Source organism: Bradyrhizobium sp. CCBAU 51627, from assembly GCF_028128765.1.
GTDB lineage: Bacteria > Pseudomonadota > Alphaproteobacteria > Rhizobiales > Xanthobacteraceae > Bradyrhizobium.
In genome coordinates this window covers 378,759-401,927 of record NZ_LBJG01000023.1, presented here as the reverse complement: position 1 = coordinate 401,927, position 23,169 = coordinate 378,759, and the positions used below count along the sequence as shown (strand labels likewise).

The following is a 23,169-nucleotide window of genomic DNA, read 5'->3' as shown; positions in this document are numbered from 1 at the left end:
GGTCTAGCGTTAATGAGTTCTCTCCGCCCTTTTGGTCTGTCGACATGGCTGGTCGCGCCCGCCGTGGCGGCGCTGCTGATGCTGACACCCGTCGTGCAGACCTCCGCGCGCGCGCAAGCCGCGCAGACGACACCTGCTCCGCAGCAGGCGACTGATCCCACTCCGCCATCAGCATCCCAGACGACGGTCGCCGCGACCGGCCAGCCGGCAGGCGAGCAGCGCGGTCTCACCTCGCGCGCCATCGACAAGGTGAAGCAGATCGCGAAATCCGCCGGCGACATTTTCAGCCGCGTGCCGTGCCTGTCGCCGAAGGGCGCCTCGAAGACCATGGGCTCGTTGCCGCATGTCGCGAACAAGCTCATTGCCGGCAAGCCCGTCGTGATCGTCGCGTTCGGCTCGTCATCGACCGCGGGCTATGGCGCGAGCTCGCCCGACTTCAACTATCCGAACCGTCTCGCGGCACAGCTGCGTCGGCAATATCCGACCGCCGACATCACCGTTGTCAACGCCGGCGTCGGTGGCGAGGATGCGCCCGAAATGATGAAGCGCCTCCAGAAGGAGGTGATCGACGTGCACCCGGACATGGTGATCTGGCAGGTCGGTACCAATGCCGTGCTGCGTAACCTCGATCCCGGCGACACCGCCAAGATGGTCGAGGACGGTATCACCCGCATCCAGGCTGCCGGTGATGCCGACGTCGTGCTGGTCGATCCGCAATATTCACCTGCCGTCAACAAGCGCGCCGAGAGTGCGGGCAAAATGGTGAAGCTGCTCGGCAAGGTCGCCGAGCTTCGTCACGTCGGTATTTTCCCGCGCTTCGAGGTGATGCGCGACTGGCACGAGAAGCAGGCGCTCCCGGTCGAGAGCTTCGTCATCTCCGACGGCCTGCACATGAACGATTGGGGCTATGCCTGCTTCGCCCAACTGCTCGGCGACGACATCATTCGCTCGGTCGGTCAGATCAAGCTGGGCGTGAACGTACCGGGGGACGTCAGGACGTATCGGCCGATGTAGAGGCGAGTAGGGAATGGCGAGTAGCGAATAGGGAATGATCCATTCGCCACTCACTATTCGCATTCGCCCCTCACGCCTTCTCCAGCGCCGCGGTGAGATCCTCGATCAGGTCATCCGCATGCTCGAGCCCGGCCGAGAAGCGGATGAATCCCTCGCCGATCCCGAGCTCGGCGCGCACCTCGGGCTTCAGCCGCTGATGTGTCGTCGTCGCCGGATGCGTGACGAGGCTCTTGGCATCGCCGAGATTGTTCGAGATCTTCGCAAGCTTGAGTTCGTTGAGCACGCGGAAGGCCGCGGCCTTGCCGCCCTTCACCTCGAAGCCGATCAGCGTCGAGCCGCCGCGCATCTGCTTCTTGACCAGAGCCGCCTGCGGATGATCCTCGCGGCCGGGATAGACCAGCCGCGCAATCTTCGGATGGTTTGCCAGTACGTCGGCGATGCACGCGGCGGTGTCGGTCTGCGCGCGCACGCGCACGCCGAGTGTCTCCAGGCCCTTGAGCAGCACCCACGCATTGAACGGCGAGATCGACGGGCCGGTCTGGCGCATGAAATTGTGGATGTGCTCGGCGATAAAGGCCTCCGACGACAGGATGATGCCGCCGAGGCAGCGGCCCTGGCCGTCGATATGCTTGGTCGCGGAGTAGACGACGACGTCGGCCCCGAGTGCAAGCGGGCTCTGCCAGATCGGCGTTGCGAAAACGTTGTCGACGATGAGCCGCGCGCCGGCCTGGTGCGCGATCTCGGCAATGCCGGGAATGTCGAGCACGTCGAGTGTCGGGTTGGTCGGGCTCTCCAGGAAGAACGTCTTGGTGTTGGGCTTCACCGCGCGCTGCCATTCATCGAGATTGGCGCCATTGACCAGCGTGGTCTCGATGCCGTAGCGCGGCAGCAGGTCCTGCAACACATAGAGATTGGAGCCGAACAGGGCGCGCGAGGCCACCACGTGATCGCCGGCCTTGAGCGGCGCCAGGATCGCGGTCGTCACCGCGGCCATGCCTGTCGCGGCCGAGCGCGCGGCCTCGGCGCCTTCGAGCTCGATCATGCGGCGCTCGAACATCGCGATCGTCGGGTTCGAATAGCGCGAATAGATGAAGCCGGGATCCTCGCCCTTGAACCGCGCCTCGCATTCCTCGGCGCTTGCGTAGACGTAGCCTTGCGTCAGGAACAGCGCCTCCGACGTCTCGCCATATTGCGAGCGCAGGGTGCCGGAATGGACCAGGCGGGTTTCGGGGCGGTAAGTAGCAGGTGACTTCGACATAGGACCCTCCGATATGACCGCCAACGCGAAAACGGTCACAAAAAAACCGGCCTGGATATCTCCACGGGCCGGGATCACAGAGGTCCCCGGCCTGTTTAGCGACTTATTTAACGTGGCTGCAAGCCGGCCGGCTCAAATCACCACGGGATAACTGATGCTCATATTCCGCAATGCCCTTTCCGTCAAGGCGTCCATCGGATAGCCGTAAATGCTAGTATTTTCGCATGTCCGGACGCGTTTGACCCCTGACGAGGACCCCCGGTTGAGTTTCACGGTCGCCGCCGACGCCAATGGTATCCTGCCCGACCGCATGATCGCGGCAATGGCGGAAGAGGGCCTCATCCTGCCCGCCTATGATTTCGTCGAAAGCCAGATCCAGCCGGCAAGTCTCGACCTGCGCCTCGGCGACATCGCCTATCGTGTGCGCGCGAGCTTCCTGCCCGGACCCGGCGCCACCGTCGCCGAGCGCATCGACCAGTTGAAGCTGCACGAGTTCAGCCTGGCCGACGGCGCGGTGCTGGAGACCAACTGCGTCTACATCGTGCCGTTGCTGGAGAGCCTCGCGCTGCCGCCCGAGATTGTCGCGGCCGCGAACCCCAAGAGCTCGACCGGCCGCCTCGACGTCTTCACGCGCGTGATCGCCGATGGCACCCGCCGCTTCGACATGATCGGCGCCGGCTATCACGGCCCGCTCTATGCCGAGATCAGCCCGAAGACGTTTCCGGTGCTGGTGCGCGAAGGCTCGCGCCTCAGCCAGGTGCGCTTCCGCACCGGTGACGCCATCCTCAATGCCGACGAGCTCGATGTCCTGCATGCCACCGAGCGCCTCGTCGACATCGACGATGCGGATCTCACGGGGGGCGTCGCCGTCTCCGTCGATCTCTCCGGCGAGAAGGGCAGTGGCTTCGTCGGCTACCGTGCCAAGCGCCACACCGGTGTGGTCGATGTCGATCGTCGCTCGGGCTATGCGGTGGAAGATTTCTGGGAGCCGATCTCGGCGCGTCCTGACGGCAGCCTGATCCTCGATCCCGGCGAGTTCTACATCCTTGCCTCCAAGGAAGCGGTGCAGGTGCCGCCCGATTACGCCGCGGAGATGGTGCCGTTCGATCCGCTGGTCGGCGAGTTCCGCGTGCACTACGCTGGCTTCTTCGATCCGGGCTTCGGCTATGCCGGCGCCGGCGGGCAAGGATCGCGCGCCGTGCTCGAAGTGCGCTCGCGCGAAGTGCCGTTCATCCTTGAGCACGGTCAGATCGTCGGCCGCCTCGTCTATGAGAAGATGCTGGCCCGCCCCGACGCCATGTACGGCCAGCGCATCGGCTCCAACTATCAGGCACAGGGCCTCAAGCTAAGCAAGCATTTCCGGGTGTAGGGCTCGCCGCAATACCCTCCGCTGTCATGCCCCGGCATGACCGGGGGCATCCAGTACGCCGCGGCTTCTCGATTTGATCACTGCCGTCTCGGCGTACTGGATCGCCCGATCAAAGTCGGGCGATGACACCGGATGTGTGGCAGGGTACGTCGTGACATCCATCGACACGCGAGGTCTCGCCATGACCGATCCAGTTCAACTCGACGCAAACATCCTCAACGACGTGGCCGATGCGCTGATCTATTCGGATCGCTCCGGCACCATCACGCGGTGGAACCGTGCATCCACTGCGCTGTTCGGCTTCACTGCTGACGAAGCGCTCGACCAGAACCTCGATCTGATCATCCCCGAGCATCTGCGCGCCGCGCACTGGAAGGGCTTTGAGGCCGCGATCGCCAGCGGCGCGATGAAGCTTGCGGGCCGGCCGACGCTGACCCGCGCGCTGCACAAGAGCGGACGCAAGCTCTACATCGAGATGACCTTCGCGCTGGTGCGTGACGCCACCGGCAACGTGCTCGGATCGGTCGCGATGGCGCGCGACGTCACCGAGCGCGTCGAACGCGAGCGTGCCGCCAAAGCTTAGCAAACTTCGTGATGCGGAATTGCCGGGCTGTCGCGCAGGGTGCTCTGCATGCGCGACCGATTGCGTGCCCTGGAATGCGGTGACACACTCGATCAAAACAAGGATCGGGAGTGAACATGACCCTAGCCGCAGACGCGCAGGAAGCGCAATGGAAACGCTGGCGCGCGGTCGCCGACCTCTATCACGCCTATTTCACCGGCCTGATCCTCACCGTGGTCACGCGCCGTGGCACGGCCGATGCGGCCGAGTTCGTCTTTCGCGTATTCCGCCGCCAGCAGCAGGAGCGCTTCCTGCCGGGGCTCAAGAAGCTCGGGATCGATCATCTGCCGCCGGCGGTGGCGGCGGCGCAATATCACTACCTCTCCAACTGGATCGGCGGCGTGCATGTCGAGTACATGTATGAGAGCGACACCAAGGCCTGGATTCGCTATCCACCGCCGCGCTGGATCTGGAAGGGCACCGCGATCTGCGGCGTGCCGGGCGAGGTGAGCCGCGCGATGCTGCGCGGCTGGCACGCCAACAACGGCGTGGCGCTCGGTGATATCAGGCTGGGCTTCGTCTGCACCAAGCAGAGTGTCGACGGCCAGGACGGGCTCGAAGGCTATTATCATCAGTACGACCATGCGCTCGAGCTCGAGCAGCGTCTGGTGTTCGCGCGGCATCTCGAAGCGCCGCTGTTCGACGCGAAGACCGCACCGGCGCTGCCGGTTGCAAGCTGGCCGAGACCGCGCCTCGAAAAGGCTTATCGCAATTACGCCATGGAATATGTCCGCACCGCCGCGCCGGTGATGGTGCAGCTGTTCGGGCCGGAAGACGCCGGCTATCTGCTGAACATCACCGGCAAGCTGATCGGCATGCAGTATTTCGATGAAGTCGCAACGGCGCTCTCGATGAGCCGCGGCGGTGCGAGGGAGTTCGCGTCGTTCCTCAACGCGCTGTTCGCCGCGCAGGATGATGTGGCCGAGGCCCAGCAATCCAAAGGCACGTTCGAGATCCGCCAGCAGAGCTGGAAGCTGATGGACGACGTGGCCGATTATCATTGCGCCTGCACCAGGGTGCTGGAGGGATTATTCGCAGGGTTGGCTGCCGGATGCGGCCGGCATATCGGCGTGCACCTGCGTCCGACGGCGGGCGGCAGGCCGCCATTGGTCTGGACGGTCGGGTAATTCCGCCCGTTGAAATGCACCGCCGCAGGGCACGCCTGCATCTGACGCAGGAGGAATCGCCAGCCGCCGTGCTAACAAGTGCTCGCTGCGCCTTTCGCGCGAGTGAATTGATTTGCACACCTATCTATTGCCGCGCCGCAAATGGTGCTGATACCCTGGAGAGGAAATGACTGAGGTCGCGGAGATCCCGGTCGATGAGCAGGAACTTCCGCTGCCGCCGTCCCCGCGCCCGGCGCGGAGCGCGCTGACCGACGGACCGATCCTGCGCACGCTGCTCTCCCTCGCCTGGCCGAACGTGGTCGCGCTGTCCGCCGGCACCTGCGTGGTGATTGCGGAGACCTCCTATATCGGACGTCTCGGCGTCGAAGCGCTGGCTGCGATGGCGCTGGTGTTCCCGACCGTGATCCTGACCATGACCATGTCCGGCGGCGCCATGGGCGGTGCGGTGGCCTCCGCCATCGCACGCGCGCTGGGCGCCGGCGATCGCGATCGCGCCGGGACGCTCGCCGCGCATGCACTCCTGATCGGCATCACCTTCGGCCTCGTGTTCATGCTGGGCATGCTGTTCTTCGGGCCTCAGGTGCTCACCATGCTCGGCGGCCGTGGCGACGTGCTGGCGCATGCGATCGCCTACACGCAAGTGTTCTTTGGCGGTGCTGTGCTGCCCTGGACGCTCAACACCATGGCCGGTGTGCTGCGCGGCACCGGCAACATGAAGCTGCCCTCGTTGTTGATTCTCAACTCCGCGGTCTGGCAGATCGTGCTCGGCGGCACCCTGGGCCTCGGGCTCGGACCCGTACCGCAACTCGGCATGCGCGGCGTCGCGGCCGGCGCGCTGACCGCCTACTCCATGAACATCTGCATCATGGGCTGGTACCTGTTCTCCGGTCGCGCGCGCGTGGTCCCCAAACTGCGTGGCTTGCGCGTCCAATGGGCGATGTTTTTCGACATCCTGAAGGTCGGCGCCATCGCGTGCTTCTCGCCGCTGCAATCGGTGCTGACGATCTCGATCTTCACCCACATGCTGGCAAAATTCGGCACCGCCATCCTCGCCGGCTACGGCATCGGCGCGCGGCTGGAATTTCTGCTGACCTCGATCGCGTTCTCGTTCGGGATTGCGTCAGTGCCGATGATCGGCATGGCGGTCGGTGCAGGTCGTATCGCGCGCGCGCGGCGTATCGCCTGGATCGCAGGCGCCAGCGCCTTCGTTGCCGTCGGTACGCCGGCCTGCCTCATCGCACTGTTCCCCGATCTCTGGGTCAACATTTTCACCGACAGCGCCAATGTGCGCGCGACCAGTCATCAATATCTGTCGACGGTAGCGCCGTTCTACGCCTTCATCGGCCTCGCCTCGACGATGTACTTCTCGTCGCAAGGCGCAGCCAAGGTGATCGGCCCGGTGCTGGCGCAGACCGCGCGACTGATCTACATCGCGACCTCCGGCTGGTGGTTGTCGACGCATGATGCCACTGCGCAGAATTTCTTCTGGCTCGCCGCAAGCTCGATGGTCGTGCTCGGCCTGCTCTCGAGCTCCAGCGTGGTGCTGACCCGCTGGGGGCCGCGCGAGACGAAGTCGTCCGTGCGCCCGATACTGTCCGTTACCGCCGATTAGTGATGATTGCGGCGGCGATGGCCGCTGCTGCCGACATTGGCGAGTCGCATGATCTGCGGGATCATCGCCATCATGTCGGCGCTGCCGAGCATGCCCATGATATCGCCGCCGCCTATCGGCGCGTCGCCGTTGTAACTGGGCGCACTGAGTCCGCCGCCGCCGTTCTCCATCACGCGGCTCATCATAGGGCCCATGGTCTGCATCATCATGGCAAAGCGTCGCTTGCCCATCTTCGCCTTCATCATCTCCAGCATCGGCGCCATCTGGGTCATCATATCCTCGCCGCCGGCACCGCTGCCGCCGAGGAATTGCGCCTTGGCCGGCGTGCTCGACATCGAAAACAGCAGCAGCACGGCCGCTGCCTGGCAGATCACCTTGTCCGCACCTTTCATGGCATGCTCCTCGCGTGCGTGGCGCCGCCGAAGAGCGAGGCCATCAGGACGTACGCGGTCATGAGTACGGCCGATGACGCGCCGGCTCTGTGTGAAAGATCACGCAGAAGCCGGAAACGCCTTGTGCATGGCGATCACGGCGGCCTTGGTCTGCTCCTGTACGTAGGGCGCAAGCTCGTTCGGCAGCATGTCGATGGTCCAGACCAGGCGGCAGTTCGCCTCGCCGTCGGCGATCACCTGCACCGAGGCGCTGTAATGCTTCAGCCGATCGTTGCTGATCGCGTAGACCAGCCGCTGCCGTGCGTCGTCGCAATCGACCAGCACCTCGCGTGCAACCGAGCCGTTGGCGAAGGTGACGATGCGCGCATCGCCGTCGAGCTCGCAAGTGGTGACGAATCCCGGCACCAGCCGTTGAGGCAGCGCGCCGAAATCGCGCACCGCATCCCAGACGTCACGGGCCGGCGCGGGAAGGGAGACGTCGTTGTGAATGGAGGCCATGAAGGTGTCCCTAGTTGCGCGAGGTGGATCCCACCAACTCCGTCATTGCGAGCGCAGCGAAGCAATCCAGGAATATCTCCGTGGAAACGGTCTGGATTGCTTCGTCGCATCAGCGCAAAATTGCTCCGCAATTTTGTCGCGAGCTCCTCGCATTGAGGGAGCCAGCGGCTAGCTCACGTACAAACCGCCTCGATGTTGTTGCCATCGGGATCGATCAAGAACGCCGCGAAATAGGTCGGGCTGTAATCCTTGCGCGGACCTGCGCCGCCATTGTCGCGGCCACCGCTCTTCAGCCCCTCGCTGTGAAAGGCCTTCACTGCATCATGGTCCTTGGCGCGAAAGGCGATATGCGCGCCGTCGGCCTTGCGGCCCTTGTTCAGATGCAGCCAGAGCGCCGGCTCGCCCCTCGGCCCGAAGCCGGCATAGCCGTCGCCGCCCGAGCACAGCACGTAGCCGAGCGGCGCCAGCACCGCCGTGTAGAAGCGCGTGGCCGCCTCGAGGTCGGCAACGCGCAGCCCGATATGGTCGTACATGGTCATCTCCATTGCAAAGCGCGCCGCCTCTGGCGCGCGCCGGAGACGACCCTAGTCAGTTGAGCGCGAACTGCTCTTGGAGAATCTTGCGCTTCCCCTTTGCGGCCTGCCGGAACTTGGTCGGCGACACGCCGGCGGCGCGGTGGAAGGTGCGGACGAAGTTGGAGAGATCGCCGAAGCCGACGTCGTAGGCGATGTCGGTCACCGCGACGTCGTCCTCCGTGAGCAGGCGCGCGGCGTGTCGCAGCCGCGAGCGCACCAGATATTGATGCGGGGTGACGCCGAGCACGTTGGAAAACAACCGCAGGAAATGGAACGGGCTCAGCCCTGCAAGGCGCGCGGCCTGTTCGAGATCGAGTTCGGCATGGGAGTTGTCGTCGATCCACAGCGCGGCTTCGACCGCGCGGCGGCGGTCGCGCGCCGTCGGCACCACCCGCTTGCGCGGCTTGCCCGAGACCACATCGACAAAGCGGCCGGCGAGGATCTGCCCGATCTCGTCGAGGCCCAGGTCGCTGTTGCCATCTGCCGCCGTCTGGGCAAGCTCGCCCAGCACCATCAGCTCGGGCAGAGGCGGCGTCGCGCCGACCTGCCAGGTCTCGCGTCGCCCGCCGAGAGCATCGACGAGCTCCTCGCTGAGGAAGAACGACAGGCAGACATCGCCGCAGACATGCTCATGGGTGCAGGTATATTCGTCGCCAGGCGCGCCGACCAGCAGTGAGCCCGCCACCAGCTCGAAAAAGCCGGCGCGGCAATGGCAGCCAAAGCTTCCCGAGCGCACGTAGGCGATCGAATGACCGGTGCGGCACTCGGCAAACGGCTCATCGTCCGGCCCCGCGTCGCAGCGAAACTCGGAGACCGTCATCGTCTGGGACGTCAGCAGTGTGGTCGCATCCATCCCCGGTATTTAGGAGGGCGACCGTGGCGGGGCAACGGGCAGCAGCACCTCGAACAGCGTTTTGCTGGCGATCGGATGGGCGCCTTCGAGCGACAAGAGGCGTCGCTTCGAGATCACTCCGCCGTAAGGCGAGATCCGGTCGGCATGGCCGCCGGCCTGCAGCACCCGGTGACACGGCACGATGATCATGTAGGGATTCCTGGAGATGGCCTGTGCCACCGTATGCGCGGCGCCGGAGGCGCCCAGCGCCTTGGCAATCTCGTGATAGGTCCGCGTCTCCCCGCGCGGGATGGTGCAGGCATATTCATAGACCCGCCGGTTGAAGACGGACACGCCGCCGGCATCGAGGCTGACGTCGGAAAAATCAGGATCGCTGCCTTGCAGTAGGGTGACGATGCCCTCGATCGCCAGCTCGGTATTGAGCGGTGGCGCCTGCTCGCGCGCCTCGGGATGGGCCTGAAAAATCCGCCGGCGGGTGTCGATCTCCCGCGCCTCCGGCAATTGCACGGCCACCACGCCGGAATTGCTCCAGACGATGCCGCAACGGCCTATCGATGTGTCGAATATTGCGTAAGCGCGCCCCACCATGCACACGCCCCACTCAGTGCACGTTTCTCCCCGGAGCTTGGATCATAACACTGCCACAATCCGGCGCACCCAAAATCTTGCCAGGACGTTACGGCCGGGGGCGCCAAACCGCTTGGCGGGAGGCGCCGTCTCGGCTAATCAAGAGGCGCAGCAAGCTGCGCATCCGCGGGCGTAGTTCAATGGTAGAACGGCAGCTTCCCAAGCTGCATACGAGGGTTCGATTCCCTTCGCCCGCTCCAAATTCCCGGGACTGAGAATGGTCGACAAGGACGAGAGCGCGCGCTTGGTCGCGATTGCCTGTGATCACGGGGGCTTTGCCCTCAAGGAAGCCCTGAAAGTCGCGCTGCCGGACGTGAGGTGGCTGGACCTCGGCACCGACAGTGCCGCGTCGGTCGACTATCCGGATTTCGCCCAAAAGCTGGCCGAGGCGATCAAAGCAGGTCAAGCCGGACGCGGCATTCTGATCTGCGGATCTGGCATCGGCATTTCCATCGCCGCCAACCGTCATGCGCACATCCGTTGTGCCCTCGTCCACGATGTCACCGGCGCGCGGCTGTGCCGCCAGCATAATGACGCGAATGTGCTGGCGCTCGGCGGACGCACCACCGGCGAAGTGGTGGCGAAGGAATGCGTCGAAGCATTCCTGAGCACGGGCTTCGAGGGCGGCCGCCATCAAAAGCGCATCGACAAGCTGGCGTCCTTCTAAGCTGCACTGAGTGCCGCTGCGTCGCTCCGCTCATGTCATCGCCTTCGCGGTGCGGCGCCGGCCGGGGCGGCCATTCCACTGCGCAAAGATTCCAATATATTAGCCTCTCGCTTCCGGCACGCACCGATCCGCCGGCCTAAGCTTCTCTTGCCCGGCGGATGCGGTCCAGGTGCCGGGCGATGTGCGGATCAGAGGCCATGGACCAGCAAAAACTCGACCGGGCGATCGGTCGCCGATTGAAGATCCTGAGGACGCAGGCCGGCATGACCTTGAACGACCTCGCTGCGCGCTCCGGTGTCAGCCGGGCCATGATCGGGCGGGTGGAGCGGGCCCAGAGCAGTGCCACCGCGGCGCTGCTCAACAAGCTCTGCGCGGCGCTCGATGTCACGCTGAGCGATGTCGTCGCGCTCGCGGAGAAGCCGCCGGAGCGGCTGGTGCGGCTGGCCGACCAGCCGCAATGGCGCGATCCCGACAGCGGCTACCGGCGCCGTCATGCCTCGCCGGCCGATGCGGCAAGCGGCATCGAGATCATTGTCGTCGACCTGCCGGCCGGCGCACGCGTGTCCTACAGCCCGTGGGGGCGCAGCGCCTTCACCCAGCAGCTTCTGATGCTGGAGGGGGCAGTTTGCGTCTACATCGACGCCAAGACGTTGCGCCTGCGCGAAGGCGACTGCCTCGACTTCGATGTCATGCGCGCGATCACTTTCGAGAATGAAACCAGGCAAGATGCGCGCTACGTCATCATCACGCGGCGCGGCACCTCTTACGGGAAAATGTGATGTCACTGATCGTCCGGGACGCAACGCTCGAGGACGCCGAGGATATCCTCGCCATCTATAATTTCGCCGCGATCAACACCACGGCGGTGTGGACCGACGGGCCCGCCGATCTCGCCTCGCGGCGCGAATGGATCCACGCGCGTCAGGAGGCCGGCTATCCCGTGCTGGTCGCGATGAAGGGCAGGGATGTCGTCGGCTTCGCCTCGTTCGGCGATTTTCGTCCCTTTCCCGGCTATCGCCACACCGTGGAGAATTCGGTCTATGTCGACGAGCGGCATCACCGGCTCGGCATCGGCCGCAGCCTGCTGGCGGCGCTGATCGAGCGCGCCGGCGCGCTGAACAAGCACGCGATGATCGCCGGCATCGAGGCCGCCAATGTCGGTTCGATCGGCCTGCACGCATCGCTTGGATTCGTCGAGGTCGCCCGCATGCCCGAGGTCGGCTGCAAGTTCGGCCGCTGGCTCGATCTCGTCTTCATGCAGAAGCAGCTTGCAAGTGAGGTGAGGCCCTGACGATGCAGATCCGCACCGGCGATACCTTCGATCCGCGCGTCGTCGCGCTGCTCGACTACCATGTCACGGCGGCGCGGGCGCAGACCGCCCCGGGCAGCGCGCATGCGCTCGATCTCGCAGGCCTTCGTGCCAGCGACGTCGCGTTCTGGACCGGCTGGGACGGCGAGACGCTGGTTGCGACCGGCGCGCTGAAGACACTCTCGCCTGACCACGGCGAGGTGAAATCGATGCACACGCTCCAGACGGCGCGCCGCCGCGGCTTTGGTGGCCAGATGCTCCGCCACATCATCGCCGAGGCGCGCCGGCGCGACATCAAGCGGCTGAGCCTTGAGACCGGCTCGTGGGACTATTTCAAGCCGGCGCACGCGCTCTATCATGCCCATGGCTTCGTGCCCTGCTTGCCGTTCGCCGGCTATGACGAGGACCGCAACAGCCTGTTCCTCACGCTTGATCTGAGCAGCTAGAGCGTTTTTCGAGCGAAGTGAGCACCGGTCCACGTCAAGAAAACGCGTCAAAATGCCAGGCCGGCGCTGGGCTCTGGCGCCATGGGTTGCTCGAAAAGCCGTCTTCCCCCTCAAAATGAGTTGCGTACCTCAAAACACCTCTGCTAGCCTTCAGCCATGGCTGAAGAGACCGTTTCCCTCGCGCTGACGCTGAAGGACATCGCCCGCGAGGCCGGTGTCAGCCTCGCCACGGTCGACCGCGTCCTGCACAACCGCCCCGGCGTGCGGCCGGATACGGTCCGCCGTGTCCAGGAGACGATTGCGCGCAACGCCTTCCAGCCGCATGTCGCCGCCGCGGAGCTTGCCCGCGGCCGCGCCCGCCGCTTCGCCTTCGTGATGCCGTCGGGGCCGAACCCGTTCATGCAGCAGATCGAGGCCTATCTCGGCGAGATGTCGGCCTGGCTCGCGGCCCGCCGTCTCAGCGTCGAGATGGTCACGACCGACGTGTTCGATCCGTCCGTGCTCGCGGCGTCGCTCGAGACACTCTCAGGCGACTATGACGGCGTTGCTGTGGTGGCGCTCGATCACCCCGGCGTCCGCGCCGCGATCAACGATCTCGTCGAAGCCGGCACGAAGGTGGTGACGCTGGTCTCGGACGTGCCGTCCTCGCGCCGGCACCATTATGTCGGCATCGACAATATCGCGGCCGGCCGTACCGCTGGCGCACTGGTCGGCCGGCTCATCGGCCAAAAATCCGGCAAGGTCGCAATCGTCGCGGGATCGCAGGGCCTGCGCGATCACGCCGAGCGCATCTTCGGCTTCAATCAGGTCATGGCGTCGGAATTCCCTGACCTCAACGTGTTGCCGGTCCTGGAAGGACGGGACGAGGATGATCGTTCCGAGCAGCTTCTGTCGCGGCTGTTGGGCAGGCATGCTGACATTGTCGGTCTTTATAACGTGGGTGCGGGCACGCAAGGCGTCGCCAGCGCGTTGAGTGGGGCTGGCCGCGAGAAACAGGTGGTGTTCGTCGGTCACGACGTCACCGCGCTGACGCGCCGGCTTCTGTTGCAGGGCGTGATGGATGCGGCGATCTCGCAGAATCCGGGACACGAGGCTCGCGCCGCGGTGCGCGTGCTGCTCGCGCTCGCCCGTGGTGAGCCGATCCTGAGCGAACAGGAGAAGATCAGGATCGACATCGTGATGCGGGACAATTTGCCGTAGCGGCAACGAGGAAGAGGACGGCCCGCGGAACAGGCGACGAAGATCGCCAAGCGGGCCAGCAAGGGAGGACGAAGTGTATCTCGGACTGGACATCGGCACGTCAGGTGTGAAGGCGGTGCTCGTCAGCGAAGCCGGCGCGGTCGTCGCGACGGCGGCGCGCGAGCTCGCGCTGTCGCATCCCGCGCCGCTGTGGTCCGAGCAGGATCCCGATGCCTGGGTCGATGCGGCGATCGGCGCGGTCGACGACCTCGCGCGCCAGCATCCGCGTGAGGTCGCGCAGGTGGCGGGTATCGGCCTGTCGGGCCAGATGCATGGCGCGACGCTGCTCGGTGCGGACCGACGCCCGCTGCGCCCTGCCATCCTCTGGAACGATGGCCGCTCCCATGCCGAGTGCATCGAGCTCGAGCGCCGCTGCCCCTCGCTGCACGCCATCGCCGGCAATCTGGCGATGCCCGGCTTCACCGCGCCAAAGCTGCTGTGGGTCGCGCGGCACGAGCCGAAGCTATTTGCGCGGATCGCAAAGGTACTGCTGCCGAAGGCCTATGTGCGCTATCGCCTGACCGGCGAGATGGTCGAGGACATGTCGGACGCATCCGGGACGCTGTGGCTCGATGTCGGTTTGCGGCGCTGGTCGGCGCTGCTGCTGCATGCCACCGGCCTCGATCTGCACCACATGCCGCGGCTGGTTGAGGGCAGCGCAGCGAGTGCGGTGCTCGCGCCCGAATTTTCCCGGCGCTGGGGCATGGCAAAGGAGGTCGTCGTCGCGGGCGGTGCGGGTGACAACGCCGCGAGCGCGATCGGGCTCGGTGCCATCTCGCCCGGCGATACGTTCCTGTCGCTCGGCACGTCCGGCGTGGTGTTCCGCGTCACCGACCGGTTTGCGCCGGCGCCTGAAGCTGCGGTGCACGCATTCTGCCACGCGCTGCCGGGGCTCTGGCACCAGATGGGCGTGATGCTGTCGGCGGCGGCTTCGCTGGCCTGGCTCGCCGGCGTGATGGAGATGCCTGCCGCGGCTCTGCTGGCGCCGCTCGGCGAGCGCGTCGACGGGCCGAGCCCGGTCAAATTCCTGCCCTATCTCGATGGCGAGCGCACCCCGCATAACGACGCCGCCGCCAGTGGCGCGTTCGTGGGCTTGCGGGCTGCGACCGGTCGCAGCCAGATCGTCCAGGCCGTGCTCGAAGGCGTCGCCTTCGCGGCGCGCGACAATCTGGCGGCGCTGACCGCGGCGGGCGGGCCGATCACGGAAGTTGATCTCGTCGGCGGCGGCTCGCGCTCGCCGCTCTGGGCCCAGATCTGCGCCGACGTGCTCGGCATTGCCGTGTACCGCGTCGAGGAGGGCGAGGTCGGTGCGGCGCTCGGTGCCGCGCGGCTCGGCCGGCTTGCGGTCACGGGGGAAGATCCGACGCAAGTGTGCACCCGTCCGCGACGGCTCGCCAGTTTCACGCCTCGCACATCCGCTGCGTCCGCCTATGACGAGGCCTATCGCAGCTGGCGCAACCTCTATCCCGCATTGAAGGAGAATCTCTAAGTGAACGTGCCAGCCAAATTCTTCGATGCAAGCACGCCTGTCGCCTTTGCAGGCAGGGATGCGGAAAATGCGCTCGCCTTCCGCTGGTACGACAAGGACCGCGTGGTTCAGGGCCGCAGGCTGGAGGACCATCTGCGCTTCGCGGTCTGCTATTGGCATTCCCTGTGCTGGCCGGGCGGCGATCCCTTCGGCGGCGAGACTTTCCTGAGACCCTGGCACCACGGCTCTGATCCGATGGCGATGGCGCGCGCCAAGGCGGATGTCGCATTCGAACTGTTCCGCCTGCTGGACGTGCCTTTCTTCACCTTCCACGACGTCGACGCGGCGCCGGAAGGTGCTTCGCTCAGCGAGTCCGTCGCCAACCTCAACGCGATCGCCGATCTGTTCGAAGCGAAGATGGCTTCAAGCAAGGTCCGCCTGCTCTGGGGCACCGCGAACCTGTTCACGCATCGCCGCTACATGGCCGGTGCTGCGACCAATCCGGATCCTGACATTTTCACCTACGCCGCCGGCCAGGTCCGCGCGGCCCTGGAGGTGACGCACCGGCTCGGCGGCCAGAACTACGTGCTCTGGGGCGGCCGCGAGGGCTACGAGACGCTGCTCAACACCGATCTCAAGCGCGAGCTCGATCAGCTCGGTCGCTTCGTATCGCTGGTCGTCGAGCACAAGCACAAGATCGGTTTCAAGGGTCCGATCCTGATCGAGCCGAAGCCGAAGGAGCCGACCAAGCACCAGTATGATTTCGACGTCGCCACCTGCTACGGCTTCCTGGCGCGCTACGATCTGCTCAAGGACGTCAAGCTCAACATCGAGCAGAACCACGCCATCCTGGCCGGTCACTCCTTCCATCACGAGGTCGCGCTGGCCGAGGCGCTCGGTGTGTTCGGCTCGCTCGACATCAACCGCGGCGACGATCTGCTCGGCTGGGACACCGACCAGTTCGCGATGAATGTTCCCGAACTGGCGCTGGTGTTCCACGAGATCCTGAACCGCGGCGGCTTCACCTCGGGCGGGCTCAATTTCGACGCAAAAATCCGCCGCCAGTCGATCGATCCCGATGATCTCATCCATGCCCATGTCGGCTCGATGGACGCCTGCGCGCGGGCGTTCCTCGCCGCAGCCGATATGATCGATGCCGGCGCCCTCACAGGGCCGCTGGCCTCACGGTATGAGGGATGGGCGGGGCCAGAGGGCCGGGCCATTCTCGGCGGCCAGCGCTCGCTCGCTGATCTCGCCGATCGCGCGCAGGGTCCGGGCTTCGACCCGCAGCCGCGCTCGGGACGGCAGGAATATCTGGAATCACTCGTCAATCGCTACGTCTGAGCGAGGCTTCTAATGGCAAGTGCTGAAACAACACCGATCCTCGAGCTGGCCGGCATCGGCAAGGAGTTCGGCGCCATCCGTGCGCTGCACGACGTCGACATGCAGGTCCGCCCGGGCGAGGTGGTCGGGCTGATGGGCGACAACGGCGCCGGCAAGTCGACGCTGGTCAAGATCATCGCCGGCAATTTCCGCCCGACCCATGGCGAGATCCGCTTCGGCGGCAATGCCGTCAATTTCAGCCGCCCGGTCGACGCCCGCGCGGTCGGCATCGAGGTCGTCTATCAGGACCTCGCGCTCGCGGACAATCTGACTGCGGCGGCGAACGTGTTTCTCGGCCGCGAGTTGAAGCGCAAGTTCGGACCCGTCGCGCTGCTCGACCACAAGGCGATGGCATCGCGCGCGCTGGAGCTGTTCGGCGAGCTGCGCTCGGAAACGCGGCCCGACGATCTCGTCAAGCAGATGTCGGGTGGCCAGCGTCAGGCCGTTGCGATCGCGCGGACACGGCTCTCCAATGCCAGGCTGGTGATGATGGATGAGCCGACGGCCGCGATCTCGGTCCGCCAGGTCGAGCAGGTACTGGGCCTGATCCACCGGCTGAAGGAGCAGGGCGTCGCGGTGATGCTGATCTCGCACCGCATGCCCGACGTGTTCGCGGTGTGCGATCGCGTCGTCGTCATGCGTCGCGGCGAGAAGCGGGCCGACAAGCCGATTCACGAGACGTCTCCCGAGGAAGTCACCGCCCTCATCACCGGCGCGAAGGAGGCGGCGTGATGGCCATGCCTATGGAATCTCCGGTCACGTTCTCCAACGTCGGCAAGAGCAAATGGTGGCAGCGCGGGATCTTCGCCTCCCAGACCGGCTATGTGCTGCTGGCGCTGGCGGTGCTGCTCGTCGTCATGCACTTCGCCAGCCCGTACTTCTTCACCGAAGGCAACATGCAGAACGTGGCGAAGAACTTTTCCTTCGTCGCGATCGCGACCCTCGGCGTCACCTTCGTCATCATCACCGGCGGGATCGACCTCTCCGTGGGATCGATGATGTGCTTCTCCGCGATCATCACCTCGATGGTGATGACCGAGCTGTCGACGCCCGGCGGCCTCGGTGCGTCGCTGTTCGTTCATATGGCTGAAGACGGCAAGACCGTGGTCGCCAACATCCCGGGCCTGATCCTGCTGGTCTCGGTGCTGGCAGGGCTTGTCGTCGCCTTGCTCGTCGGCCTCGTCAACGGCTTCTGCATCGCAATGCTGGGGCTGTCGCCCTTCGTCACCACGCTCGGCATGCTCTCGATCGTGCGCGGCCTCTGCTATGTCGTCACCAATGGCCGTGGCAGTTTTCCTGGCGGGCCCGATGCCGATTATTTCTACGCGCTCACCTCGGGCGACGTGCTCGGCCTGCCCGTTCCCTTCATCTACCTGGTGATCCTTGCGCTGGTGATGGCCCTGGTGCTGCATCACACCTCGTTCGGTCGCCATGTCTTCGCGCTTGGCGGCAACGAGAAGGCGGCGGAACTCACCGGCATTCCGGTCGTGCGGGTGAAGATCGAGGTCTATGTGATCTGCGCGCTTGCCGCGGGCCTGCAGGGGATCATCATCTCCGGCTGGCTCGGCTCCGCGCCGGCCAACATGGCGACCTCCTACGAGCTCAACGTGATCGCGGCCGCGGTGATCGGCGGCGCGAACCTCGCCGGCGGCATTGGTGGTCCGCTCGGGGCGATCGTCGGCTGCGTGCTGCTGGAAGTGATCCGCAACGGCCTCGTGCTGGCGCAGGTCTCTTCCTACTGGCAGCAGGCGCTGGTGGGCGTGATTATCATCCTGGCCGTGCTGGTCGACCGCATTCGCTCGCGGATGATTTGACGTGACGTCGTTTCGGGAAGGCAAAGAAAATCCTGCCTGTCCGCTTCCCGGACGAATCTCGAGAGGATAGGCACCAAACAAGGGTGGAGAAGACAATGAGGAAAATTCTTCTTGCCGGCATCGCGGTGGCGATGATGGCAACGCCGGCATTCGCCGCGAACTACCGTTTCGTCATCGTGCCGAAGGCGATGAACAATCCGTTCTTCGACTTTGCGCGCGATGGCTGCGAGAAGCGCGCCAAGGAGCTTGGCAATATCGAGTGCATCTACAAGGGCCCTGTCGAGCATGAGCCGGCGACGCAGGCGCAGATCATCCAGGACTTCATCACCCAGAAGGTCGACGGCCTCGCGATCTCGGTGGCGGACGTTGCCGCCATGACCAAGTCGATCGAGGCGGCGAGCGCTGCCGGCATCCCCGTCATCACCTTCGATGCGGATGCACCAGGCTCCAAGCGCATCGCCTATATCGGCACCAACAACAAGGAATTCGGCGTCGCGCTCGGCAAGCAATTGCTGAAGCTCCGGCCCGACGGCGGCAAATATGCCATGGTCTCCGGTGGCCCCGGCGCCAAGAACCTCGCCGAGCGTGTCGATGGCGTCCGCGAGGCCCTGAAGGGATCGAAATGGACCGAGGTCTCGGGGTCGCCGACCTTCTGCAACGACGATCCGGCCCTCGCAGTCCAGCAGATGACGGATTTGCGCACCGCGACGCCAGATCTCGCCGCGATTATTCCGGTCGGCGGCTGGCCGATGTTCGCTCCCGAAGGCTTCAAGGCCTTCGCATCCAGGTACAAGAAGGAGATCGATTCCGGCAAGTTCACCCTCGTCGTTGCCGATACCCTCAAGATGCAGCTCGAGTTGCTGCGCGATGGCTATGCCAATGCCCTGGTCGGCCAGCGTCCGTTCGAGATGGGCGAGAAGGCGATGGACACACTGCTCGCCATCAAGAAAGGCGAGAAGGTGCCGGAGATCGTCTACACCGGCCTTGATCTCGTGACCAAGGACAACGTCGCGAAGATGTTGAAGTAGTCGATGTTGGAATAGGAGTGTCGCCAGCCCCACACTCCTGATGCTCTCTCCCGCTTGCGGTCTCCGCAAGCGGGAGAGATACTGGCGTTGGGAAGGAATAAGAAGAATGAAACGTACGCGACTGGGCTCGCTCGACGTCACCGCAATCGGTCTCGGTTCCGCCCCGCTCGGCGGATTGTTCAGTCCCGTCAGCGACGCTGAAGCGGAAGCGACGCTTGCAGCCGGCTGGTCGGCCGGCATCCGTTTCTATGACACTGCGCCGCTCTACGGCTTTGGCCTCGCGGAACGGCGGCTGGGCGCCTTCCTGCGACAGCAGCCGCGAGATTCCTATGCGATTTCGACCAAGGTCGGCCGCCTCTTGCGCGTGCCTGATGGCGCAGCGGTTGAGGATGACCACTACAAGGGCACGCCGCGTGAGCGGCCGGTGTTCGATTTCAGCCACGATGGCGTGATGCGCTCGGTCGGGGAGAGCCTTGTCAGGCTCGGGCTCGACCGCGTCGATGTCCTGCTCGTGCATGACCCCGATGATCATTATGACGAAGCCGTGAGTGGCGCCTTCCGCGCGCTCGAGCGGCTGCGTGCCGACGGCACGGTGAAGGCGATCGGCGCCGGCATGAACCAGTCGGAGATGCTGGTTCGCTTTGCCGAGGCCGTGCCGGTCGACTGCTTCCTGCTCGCGGGCCGCTACACGCTGCTCGATCAGGGTGCGCTCGAGGCGTTGTTCCCGGTCTGCACCGCGAAGAACGTCGGCATCCTGCTCGGCGGCATCTACAACAGCGGCATCCTGGCCAATCCGCACGTGGGCGCGAAGTTCAACTATCAGGATGCCGATCCGGCGCTGGTTGCCCGCGCGCTCGCGCTCGATGAACTCTGCCGCAAGCACGGCACCGAGCTGAAGGCTGCCGCCCTCCAGTTCTGCATGGCACATCCGGCCGTGACGGTCGCGGTGATGGGCGCGCGCAACGCCGCCGAGGTCGCCGACAACATCGCGATGTCGGAGCGCAAGGTGCCGCAAGCCTTCTGGCAGGAGCTGCGCGCGCGCAGCCTTGTCGACGCGCGGGCGCCGCTGCCGGGCGGAGCGTAAGCCATGATGATCGACGCCCACCAGCATTTCTGGAATCCCGCGCGCGCCGATTATCCCTGGATGAACGGCCCCGAGCTCGCGCCGATCCGCCGGCCCTTTGGTCCGGCCGATCTCGCACCATTGCTGAAGGCGAACGGCATTGACGCAAGTATCCTGGTGCAATGCCGCTCCGCGCTGGAGGAGACCGAGGAGTTTCTGCGCATCGCTCATGAAACACCCTCGGTGATCGGCGTCGTCGGCTGGGCCGATCTGACCGATGCTGCGCTTGGCGAAACGCTCGATCGGCTGCGCGCGCTGCCTGGCGGGAATAAGCTGGTCGGCATCCGTCATCAGGTCCATGATGAGGCCGATCCCGACTGGCTGCTGCGTGCAGACGTCCAGCGCGGACTGGCAGCACTCTTCGCCCGCGATCTCGCCTACGACTTCCTCGTCCGCACCCGCGAGCTGCCTGCTGCGATCGCGACTGCAGAAGCCTTTCCGCAAGCCCGCTTCGTGCTCGATCATTCCGCGAAACCGCCGATCGCAGATGGCGGCAGCACCGAATGGGCCGATCGCATCAAGGCGCTTGCGGCCTGCGACAACGTCTGGTGCAAGATCTCAGGGCTCGCGACGGAAGCGAAATGGAGCGATTGGGACGCGGAGCTGCTGTTTCCATTCGTTCAACACGCGGCGAATTGTTTTGGCGAGGATCGTTTGATTTTCGGCTCCGACTGGCCGGTGTGCCTGCTGGCGGGCAGCTACGGCGAGATCAAGAACGCGCTGGAAGCGTGCCTGACGAAGCTCGGGCCGCGCGTGCGCGAGAAGGCATTCGGGGTGAATGCGAAGGCTGCGTATCGGCTGGTAGATTAAGCCGAGCACAAGCCTAACTATGTGTCGTCCCGGCTTTCGCCGGGACGACGGCGGAGTCTGCGGCTATGCTTGGGCCTCACGCCCCCGCGGGCACCTGATCCAGGAATCCCGTGATGCTGCTGATCCGGCCGTCCTTCAGCACGGCGAAATCTGTCCCCTTGATCGGGCTGTCGACCCCATCAGGGCCGAGGCCCCATGAGAAGCGCAGATGGTCCCCGTAGCCGTTGGGCTCGCCGATCAGGTTGAACTTGAAGTCCGGAAAGCGCTGCTGCACGCCTGATATCAGCGCGTCGATGCCATCAGGGCCGTCGCCCTTCATCAGCGGGTCGACATAGCTCGCATCCGTCGTCCAGAATTCGCTGAGCAATTCGCGGCGGCGATTTTGCGCGCGCTCGTTCCAGAGGTCGATATAGCGGCGGGCGATGGTGACATGGTCGGTCATAACACTCTCCTTCGATAGCGCCGTGTGGTTCGGCTGACCGTCACTATCGAAGGTTCACGCGCGCCGATCGATTACCTCTGAGGTTATCGGCGCGCGCCAGTCCAAACGCGAATTTACTTCGCGGCCGTGACCATGATCTCGACCGTGTACTGCGGTGCCGCCAGCTTGGCTTCGACGGTGGCGCGGGCCGGAGTGTTGCCGGGCGACACCCAGCTGTCCCACACGGCGTTCATTTCCTGGAACGTCTTCATGTCGGTGATGTAGATGGTCGCCGACAGCAGCTTCGACTTGTCGGTGCCGGCCTTGGCGAGATGGCCGTCGATGGTCGCCAGGATGTCCTGGGTCTGCTTCGTCACGCTTTCGCCGGCTGCGTTGCTGGCGACGACGCCGGCGAGATAGACGGTGTTGCCGTGCACGACGACCTGGCTCATGCGCGGGCCGGTTTCAAAACGCTGAATGCTCATTTACGGGATCTCCTGAAGGGAATGGCGGCCTTGTCTAGCGTAGGGTCTCGCGCTCTGCCACCCCGTGCACGCAGGCATTGCCATCCACGCATGCGTTGCCGGCAATGCATCCGTCCTTTACGGAAACCGACTGAAAAACGCCCAGATCGTCTCGGCGCCGTCGATGTCGCCGTTCTGCGGGCCCAGCAGACTCGTTGCGATCTTCGGGAAGCGGGCGTCCGCGGCGAAACCCGGCATGCGATGGCCGCCATGGTTGATGCGATAGAGCACGACGTCGTGTCCCCTAGGGCAGCGCGATGAGATCCGTGTCACCGTGGAACGGTCCGTCGTCGCCTTGTCCGGGAGATCAGCCACGTCGACGTCATCGATCCCGCAGTTATTGAGCTTGCGCCAGAAGGCCAGCGTCTCCTCGGTCGACCAGAACCCGTCTGTGGCAAAATAGCTCGATCCGTGTCCGCCCTCGTAGGGCACCAGCGGGTCGGCGGTGCCGTTCATGAGCAGAATCGGCAGCGGCCGCGACGGATGGCAGGTCACCACGGCCTCGTCGGTGAGATTCATGATCACACTCGCTCCGGCCGCAAACAGATCGGCGCGGGCGCACAGCAGCGTCATCGCCATGGCGCCGCCGTTGGAGATGCCGGCGACATAGACGCGTCGAGGGTCGGCCACCCCGTTCGCGACCAGTTTCTCGACCAGCTTTGCGATGAAGGCGACGTCATTCGTGCCTGGCGGCGGGCCACGCAGCCCGGGCCCCGCCTGGGTCCGTGCGTCGGCCCAGGCGTGGTTCAGTCCATCAGGAAAGACCACGGCAAAGCCCTCCCGCTTTGCAACTTGCGGCCACGCCGTGCGCGCGACCATATCGGCGCCGCGCTGGGTCTTGCCATGCAGCACGATCACGAGCGGCGCCGGCTTCTTCGCCGGCAATTGCACGGCGTAGGAGCGAATCACGCCGCTGACGTCGATCGTGTCGGCGCAGGCCGGAAGCCCGCAACAGATCACGGTCAAGCAGAGCAGGAGCAATTGCCAGGC

26 protein-coding genes, 1 tRNA gene and 1 riboswitch are annotated in these 23,169 nt (G+C 65.1%); of the genes, 18 read left to right on the top strand and 9 right to left on the bottom strand.

The window, feature by feature from the left end:
* The first annotated feature begins 12 nt into the window (after window positions 1-12).
* Window positions 13-1,014 carry an SGNH/GDSL hydrolase family protein gene (locus XH88_RS13755; RefSeq protein ID WP_271668827.1) on the top strand — a complete coding sequence of 334 codons (1,002 nt, stop codon included), beginning with the start codon at window positions 13-15 and terminating at the stop codon, window positions 1,012-1,014.
* A 70-nt stretch (window positions 1,015-1,084) separates the two neighbouring features.
* On the opposite strand, the gene XH88_RS13750 is transcribed toward XH88_RS13755, so the two are convergent.
* The gene (locus XH88_RS13750) at window positions 1,085-2,272 is read right to left on the bottom strand and encodes an O-succinylhomoserine sulfhydrylase (protein ID WP_271668826.1); all 1,188 of its coding nucleotides are present in this window, start codon (window positions 2,270-2,272) and stop codon (window positions 1,085-1,087) included.
* Window positions 2,273-2,346: 74 nt separating this feature from the next.
* A riboswitch (SAM riboswitch) is annotated at window positions 2,347-2,426 on the bottom strand.
* A 108-nt stretch (window positions 2,427-2,534) separates the two neighbouring features.
* On the opposite strand from XH88_RS13750, the gene XH88_RS13745 reads away from it, so the two are divergent.
* The 4 genes from XH88_RS13745 to XH88_RS13730 all read left to right on the top strand — a co-directional run bounded on the left by XH88_RS13745 (window position 2,535) and on the right by XH88_RS13730 (window position 7,002).
* On the top strand, window positions 2,535-3,641 hold the full coding sequence (locus tag XH88_RS13745) for a 2'-deoxycytidine 5'-triphosphate deaminase (protein WP_271668825.1): 1,107 nt from the start codon (window positions 2,535-2,537) through the stop codon (window positions 3,639-3,641).
* Window positions 3,642-3,822: 181 nt separating this feature from the next.
* Window positions 3,823-4,224 (top strand): PAS domain S-box protein, encoded by a 402-nt coding sequence (locus XH88_RS13740; RefSeq protein ID WP_271668824.1) that lies wholly within the window; start codon window positions 3,823-3,825, stop codon window positions 4,222-4,224.
* Between the two features lie 116 nt (window positions 4,225-4,340).
* Window positions 4,341-5,390: a hypothetical protein gene (locus XH88_RS13735; RefSeq protein WP_271668823.1), complete on the top strand. Its 1,050-nt coding sequence runs from the start codon at window positions 4,341-4,343 to the stop codon at window positions 5,388-5,390.
* A 166-nt stretch (window positions 5,391-5,556) separates the two neighbouring features.
* Window positions 5,557-7,002 carry an MATE family efflux transporter gene (locus XH88_RS13730; protein WP_271668822.1) on the top strand — a complete coding sequence of 482 codons (1,446 nt, stop codon included), beginning with the start codon at window positions 5,557-5,559 and terminating at the stop codon, window positions 7,000-7,002.
* Here XH88_RS13730 and XH88_RS13725 read toward each other — a convergent pair.
* From XH88_RS13725 to XH88_RS13705, 5 genes are all read right to left on the bottom strand, one after another.
* Window positions 6,999-7,394 carry a hypothetical protein gene (locus XH88_RS13725; protein WP_271668821.1) on the bottom strand — a complete coding sequence of 132 codons (396 nt, stop codon included), beginning with the start codon at window positions 7,392-7,394 and terminating at the stop codon, window positions 6,999-7,001. The two genes, XH88_RS13730 and XH88_RS13725, sit on opposite strands and share 4 nt — an antisense overlap.
* A gap of 99 nt (window positions 7,395-7,493) precedes the next feature.
* Window positions 7,494-7,892 carry an SRPBCC family protein gene (locus XH88_RS13720; RefSeq protein ID WP_271668820.1) on the bottom strand — a complete coding sequence of 133 codons (399 nt, stop codon included), beginning with the start codon at window positions 7,890-7,892 and terminating at the stop codon, window positions 7,494-7,496.
* 173 nt (window positions 7,893-8,065) lie between these two features.
* Entirely contained in the window at window positions 8,066-8,425 is a 360-nt protein-coding gene (locus XH88_RS13715) for a VOC family protein (protein ID WP_271668819.1), read from the bottom strand.
* A gap of 55 nt (window positions 8,426-8,480) precedes the next feature.
* On the bottom strand, window positions 8,481-9,320 hold the full coding sequence (locus XH88_RS13710; RefSeq protein ID WP_271668818.1) for a helix-turn-helix transcriptional regulator: 840 nt from the start codon (window positions 9,318-9,320) through the stop codon (window positions 8,481-8,483).
* 9 nt (window positions 9,321-9,329) lie between these two features.
* Window positions 9,330-9,908, bottom strand: coding sequence for a methylated-DNA--[protein]-cysteine S-methyltransferase (locus XH88_RS13705; RefSeq protein WP_271668817.1), 579 nt, complete (start codon window positions 9,906-9,908; stop codon window positions 9,330-9,332).
* A gap of 165 nt (window positions 9,909-10,073) precedes the next feature.
* Between XH88_RS13705 and XH88_RS13700 the strand changes: the two genes are divergently transcribed.
* The 13 genes from XH88_RS13700 (at window position 10,074) to XH88_RS13640 (ending at window position 21,234) form a co-directional block, all read left to right on the top strand.
* Window positions 10,074-10,147, top strand: a tRNA-Gly gene (locus XH88_RS13700).
* 17 nt (window positions 10,148-10,164) lie between these two features.
* Window positions 10,165-10,614, top strand: a complete 450-nt coding sequence (rpiB, locus tag XH88_RS13695) for a ribose 5-phosphate isomerase B (protein ID WP_271668816.1) — start codon at window positions 10,165-10,167, stop codon at window positions 10,612-10,614.
* A gap of 197 nt (window positions 10,615-10,811) precedes the next feature.
* The gene (locus XH88_RS13690) at window positions 10,812-11,393 is read left to right on the top strand and encodes a helix-turn-helix domain-containing protein (protein WP_271668815.1); all 582 of its coding nucleotides are present in this window, start codon (window positions 10,812-10,814) and stop codon (window positions 11,391-11,393) included.
* Complete coding sequence (locus tag XH88_RS13685; protein WP_271668814.1) at window positions 11,393-11,905, top strand: GNAT family N-acetyltransferase; 513 nt, start codon at window positions 11,393-11,395, stop codon at window positions 11,903-11,905. The genes XH88_RS13690 and XH88_RS13685 overlap by 1 nt, the downstream gene beginning before the upstream one ends.
* A gap of 2 nt (window positions 11,906-11,907) precedes the next feature.
* On the top strand, window positions 11,908-12,369 hold the full coding sequence (locus XH88_RS13680) for a GNAT family N-acetyltransferase (RefSeq protein WP_271668813.1): 462 nt from the start codon (window positions 11,908-11,910) through the stop codon (window positions 12,367-12,369).
* Window positions 12,370-12,525: 156 nt separating this feature from the next.
* Window positions 12,526-13,569, top strand: coding sequence for a LacI family DNA-binding transcriptional regulator (locus tag XH88_RS13675; protein ID WP_271668812.1), 1,044 nt, complete (start codon window positions 12,526-12,528; stop codon window positions 13,567-13,569).
* A 73-nt stretch (window positions 13,570-13,642) separates the two neighbouring features.
* Window positions 13,643-15,097 (top strand): xylulokinase, encoded by a 1,455-nt coding sequence (gene xylB / locus XH88_RS13670; RefSeq protein WP_271668811.1) that lies wholly within the window; start codon window positions 13,643-13,645, stop codon window positions 15,095-15,097.
* On the top strand, window positions 15,098-16,420 hold the full coding sequence (gene xylA / locus XH88_RS13665; protein WP_271668810.1) for a xylose isomerase: 1,323 nt from the start codon (window positions 15,098-15,100) through the stop codon (window positions 16,418-16,420). It begins immediately after the preceding gene.
* Window positions 16,421-16,432: 12 nt separating this feature from the next.
* On the top strand, window positions 16,433-17,191 hold the full coding sequence (locus tag XH88_RS13660) for an ATP-binding cassette domain-containing protein (RefSeq protein ID WP_271668809.1): 759 nt from the start codon (window positions 16,433-16,435) through the stop codon (window positions 17,189-17,191).
* A complete protein-coding gene (locus XH88_RS13655) occupies window positions 17,191-18,273 on the top strand; it encodes an ABC transporter permease (RefSeq protein WP_271668808.1) in 1,083 nt (360 codons plus the stop codon). The genes XH88_RS13660 and XH88_RS13655 overlap by 1 nt, the downstream gene beginning before the upstream one ends.
* A 95-nt stretch (window positions 18,274-18,368) precedes the next feature.
* A complete protein-coding gene (locus tag XH88_RS13650; protein ID WP_271668807.1) occupies window positions 18,369-19,301 on the top strand; it encodes a sugar-binding protein in 933 nt (310 codons plus the stop codon).
* Between the two features lie 106 nt (window positions 19,302-19,407).
* Complete coding sequence (locus XH88_RS13645) at window positions 19,408-20,385, top strand: aldo/keto reductase (RefSeq protein WP_271668806.1); 978 nt, start codon at window positions 19,408-19,410, stop codon at window positions 20,383-20,385.
* 3 nt (window positions 20,386-20,388) lie between these two features.
* Window positions 20,389-21,234 (top strand): amidohydrolase family protein, encoded by an 846-nt coding sequence (locus tag XH88_RS13640; protein WP_271668805.1) that lies wholly within the window; start codon window positions 20,389-20,391, stop codon window positions 21,232-21,234.
* Window positions 21,235-21,310: 76 nt separating this feature from the next.
* Here the strand turns inward: XH88_RS13640 and XH88_RS13635 are convergent, their stop codons facing one another.
* From XH88_RS13635 to XH88_RS13625, 3 genes are all read right to left on the bottom strand, one after another.
* A complete protein-coding gene (locus tag XH88_RS13635) occupies window positions 21,311-21,676 on the bottom strand; it encodes a nuclear transport factor 2 family protein (RefSeq protein WP_271668804.1) in 366 nt (121 codons plus the stop codon).
* Window positions 21,677-21,789: 113 nt separating this feature from the next.
* Window positions 21,790-22,140 carry a RidA family protein gene (locus XH88_RS13630; protein ID WP_271668803.1) on the bottom strand — a complete coding sequence of 117 codons (351 nt, stop codon included), beginning with the start codon at window positions 22,138-22,140 and terminating at the stop codon, window positions 21,790-21,792.
* Between the two features lie 117 nt (window positions 22,141-22,257).
* Window positions 22,258-23,160 (bottom strand): alpha/beta hydrolase family esterase, encoded by a 903-nt coding sequence (locus XH88_RS13625; RefSeq protein ID WP_271668802.1) that lies wholly within the window; start codon window positions 23,158-23,160, stop codon window positions 22,258-22,260.
* Window positions 23,161-23,169 lie beyond the last annotated feature (9 nt).

Coding starts and splice junctions, on each gene's coding strand:
- XH88_RS13755 (WP_271668827.1), top strand. CDS start 13: ATGAGTTCTCTCCGCCCTTTTGGTCTGTCGACATGGCTGGTCGCGCCC.
- XH88_RS13750 (WP_271668826.1), bottom strand. CDS start 2,272: ATGTCGAAGTCACCTGCTACTTACCGCCCCGAAACCCGCCTGGTCCAT.
- XH88_RS13740 (WP_271668824.1), top strand. CDS start 3,823: ATGACCGATCCAGTTCAACTCGACGCAAACATCCTCAACGACGTGGCC.
- XH88_RS13735 (WP_271668823.1), top strand. CDS start 4,341: ATGACCCTAGCCGCAGACGCGCAGGAAGCGCAATGGAAACGCTGGCGC.
- XH88_RS13730 (WP_271668822.1), top strand. CDS start 5,557: ATGACTGAGGTCGCGGAGATCCCGGTCGATGAGCAGGAACTTCCGCTG.
- XH88_RS13725 (WP_271668821.1), bottom strand. CDS start 7,394: ATGAAAGGTGCGGACAAGGTGATCTGCCAGGCAGCGGCCGTGCTGCTG.
- XH88_RS13720 (WP_271668820.1), bottom strand. CDS start 7,892: ATGGCCTCCATTCACAACGACGTCTCCCTTCCCGCGCCGGCCCGTGAC.
- XH88_RS13715 (WP_271668819.1), bottom strand. CDS start 8,425: ATGTACGACCATATCGGGCTGCGCGTTGCCGACCTCGAGGCGGCCACG.
- XH88_RS13710 (WP_271668818.1), bottom strand. CDS start 9,320: ATGGATGCGACCACACTGCTGACGTCCCAGACGATGACGGTCTCCGAG.
- XH88_RS13705 (WP_271668817.1), bottom strand. CDS start 9,908: ATGGTGGGGCGCGCTTACGCAATATTCGACACATCGATAGGCCGTTGC.
- rpiB (WP_271668816.1), top strand. CDS start 10,165: ATGGTCGACAAGGACGAGAGCGCGCGCTTGGTCGCGATTGCCTGTGAT.
- XH88_RS13690 (WP_271668815.1), top strand. CDS start 10,812: ATGGACCAGCAAAAACTCGACCGGGCGATCGGTCGCCGATTGAAGATC.
- XH88_RS13685 (WP_271668814.1), top strand. CDS start 11,393: ATGTCACTGATCGTCCGGGACGCAACGCTCGAGGACGCCGAGGATATC.
- XH88_RS13680 (WP_271668813.1), top strand. CDS start 11,908: ATGCAGATCCGCACCGGCGATACCTTCGATCCGCGCGTCGTCGCGCTG.
- XH88_RS13675 (WP_271668812.1), top strand. CDS start 12,526: ATGGCTGAAGAGACCGTTTCCCTCGCGCTGACGCTGAAGGACATCGCC.
- XH88_RS13660 (WP_271668809.1), top strand. CDS start 16,433: ATGGCAAGTGCTGAAACAACACCGATCCTCGAGCTGGCCGGCATCGGC.
- XH88_RS13655 (WP_271668808.1), top strand. CDS start 17,191: ATGGCCATGCCTATGGAATCTCCGGTCACGTTCTCCAACGTCGGCAAG.
- XH88_RS13650 (WP_271668807.1), top strand. CDS start 18,369: ATGAGGAAAATTCTTCTTGCCGGCATCGCGGTGGCGATGATGGCAACG.
- XH88_RS13645 (WP_271668806.1), top strand. CDS start 19,408: ATGAAACGTACGCGACTGGGCTCGCTCGACGTCACCGCAATCGGTCTC.
- XH88_RS13640 (WP_271668805.1), top strand. CDS start 20,389: ATGATGATCGACGCCCACCAGCATTTCTGGAATCCCGCGCGCGCCGAT.
- XH88_RS13635 (WP_271668804.1), bottom strand. CDS start 21,676: ATGACCGACCATGTCACCATCGCCCGCCGCTATATCGACCTCTGGAAC.
- XH88_RS13630 (WP_271668803.1), bottom strand. CDS start 22,140: ATGAGCATTCAGCGTTTTGAAACCGGCCCGCGCATGAGCCAGGTCGTC.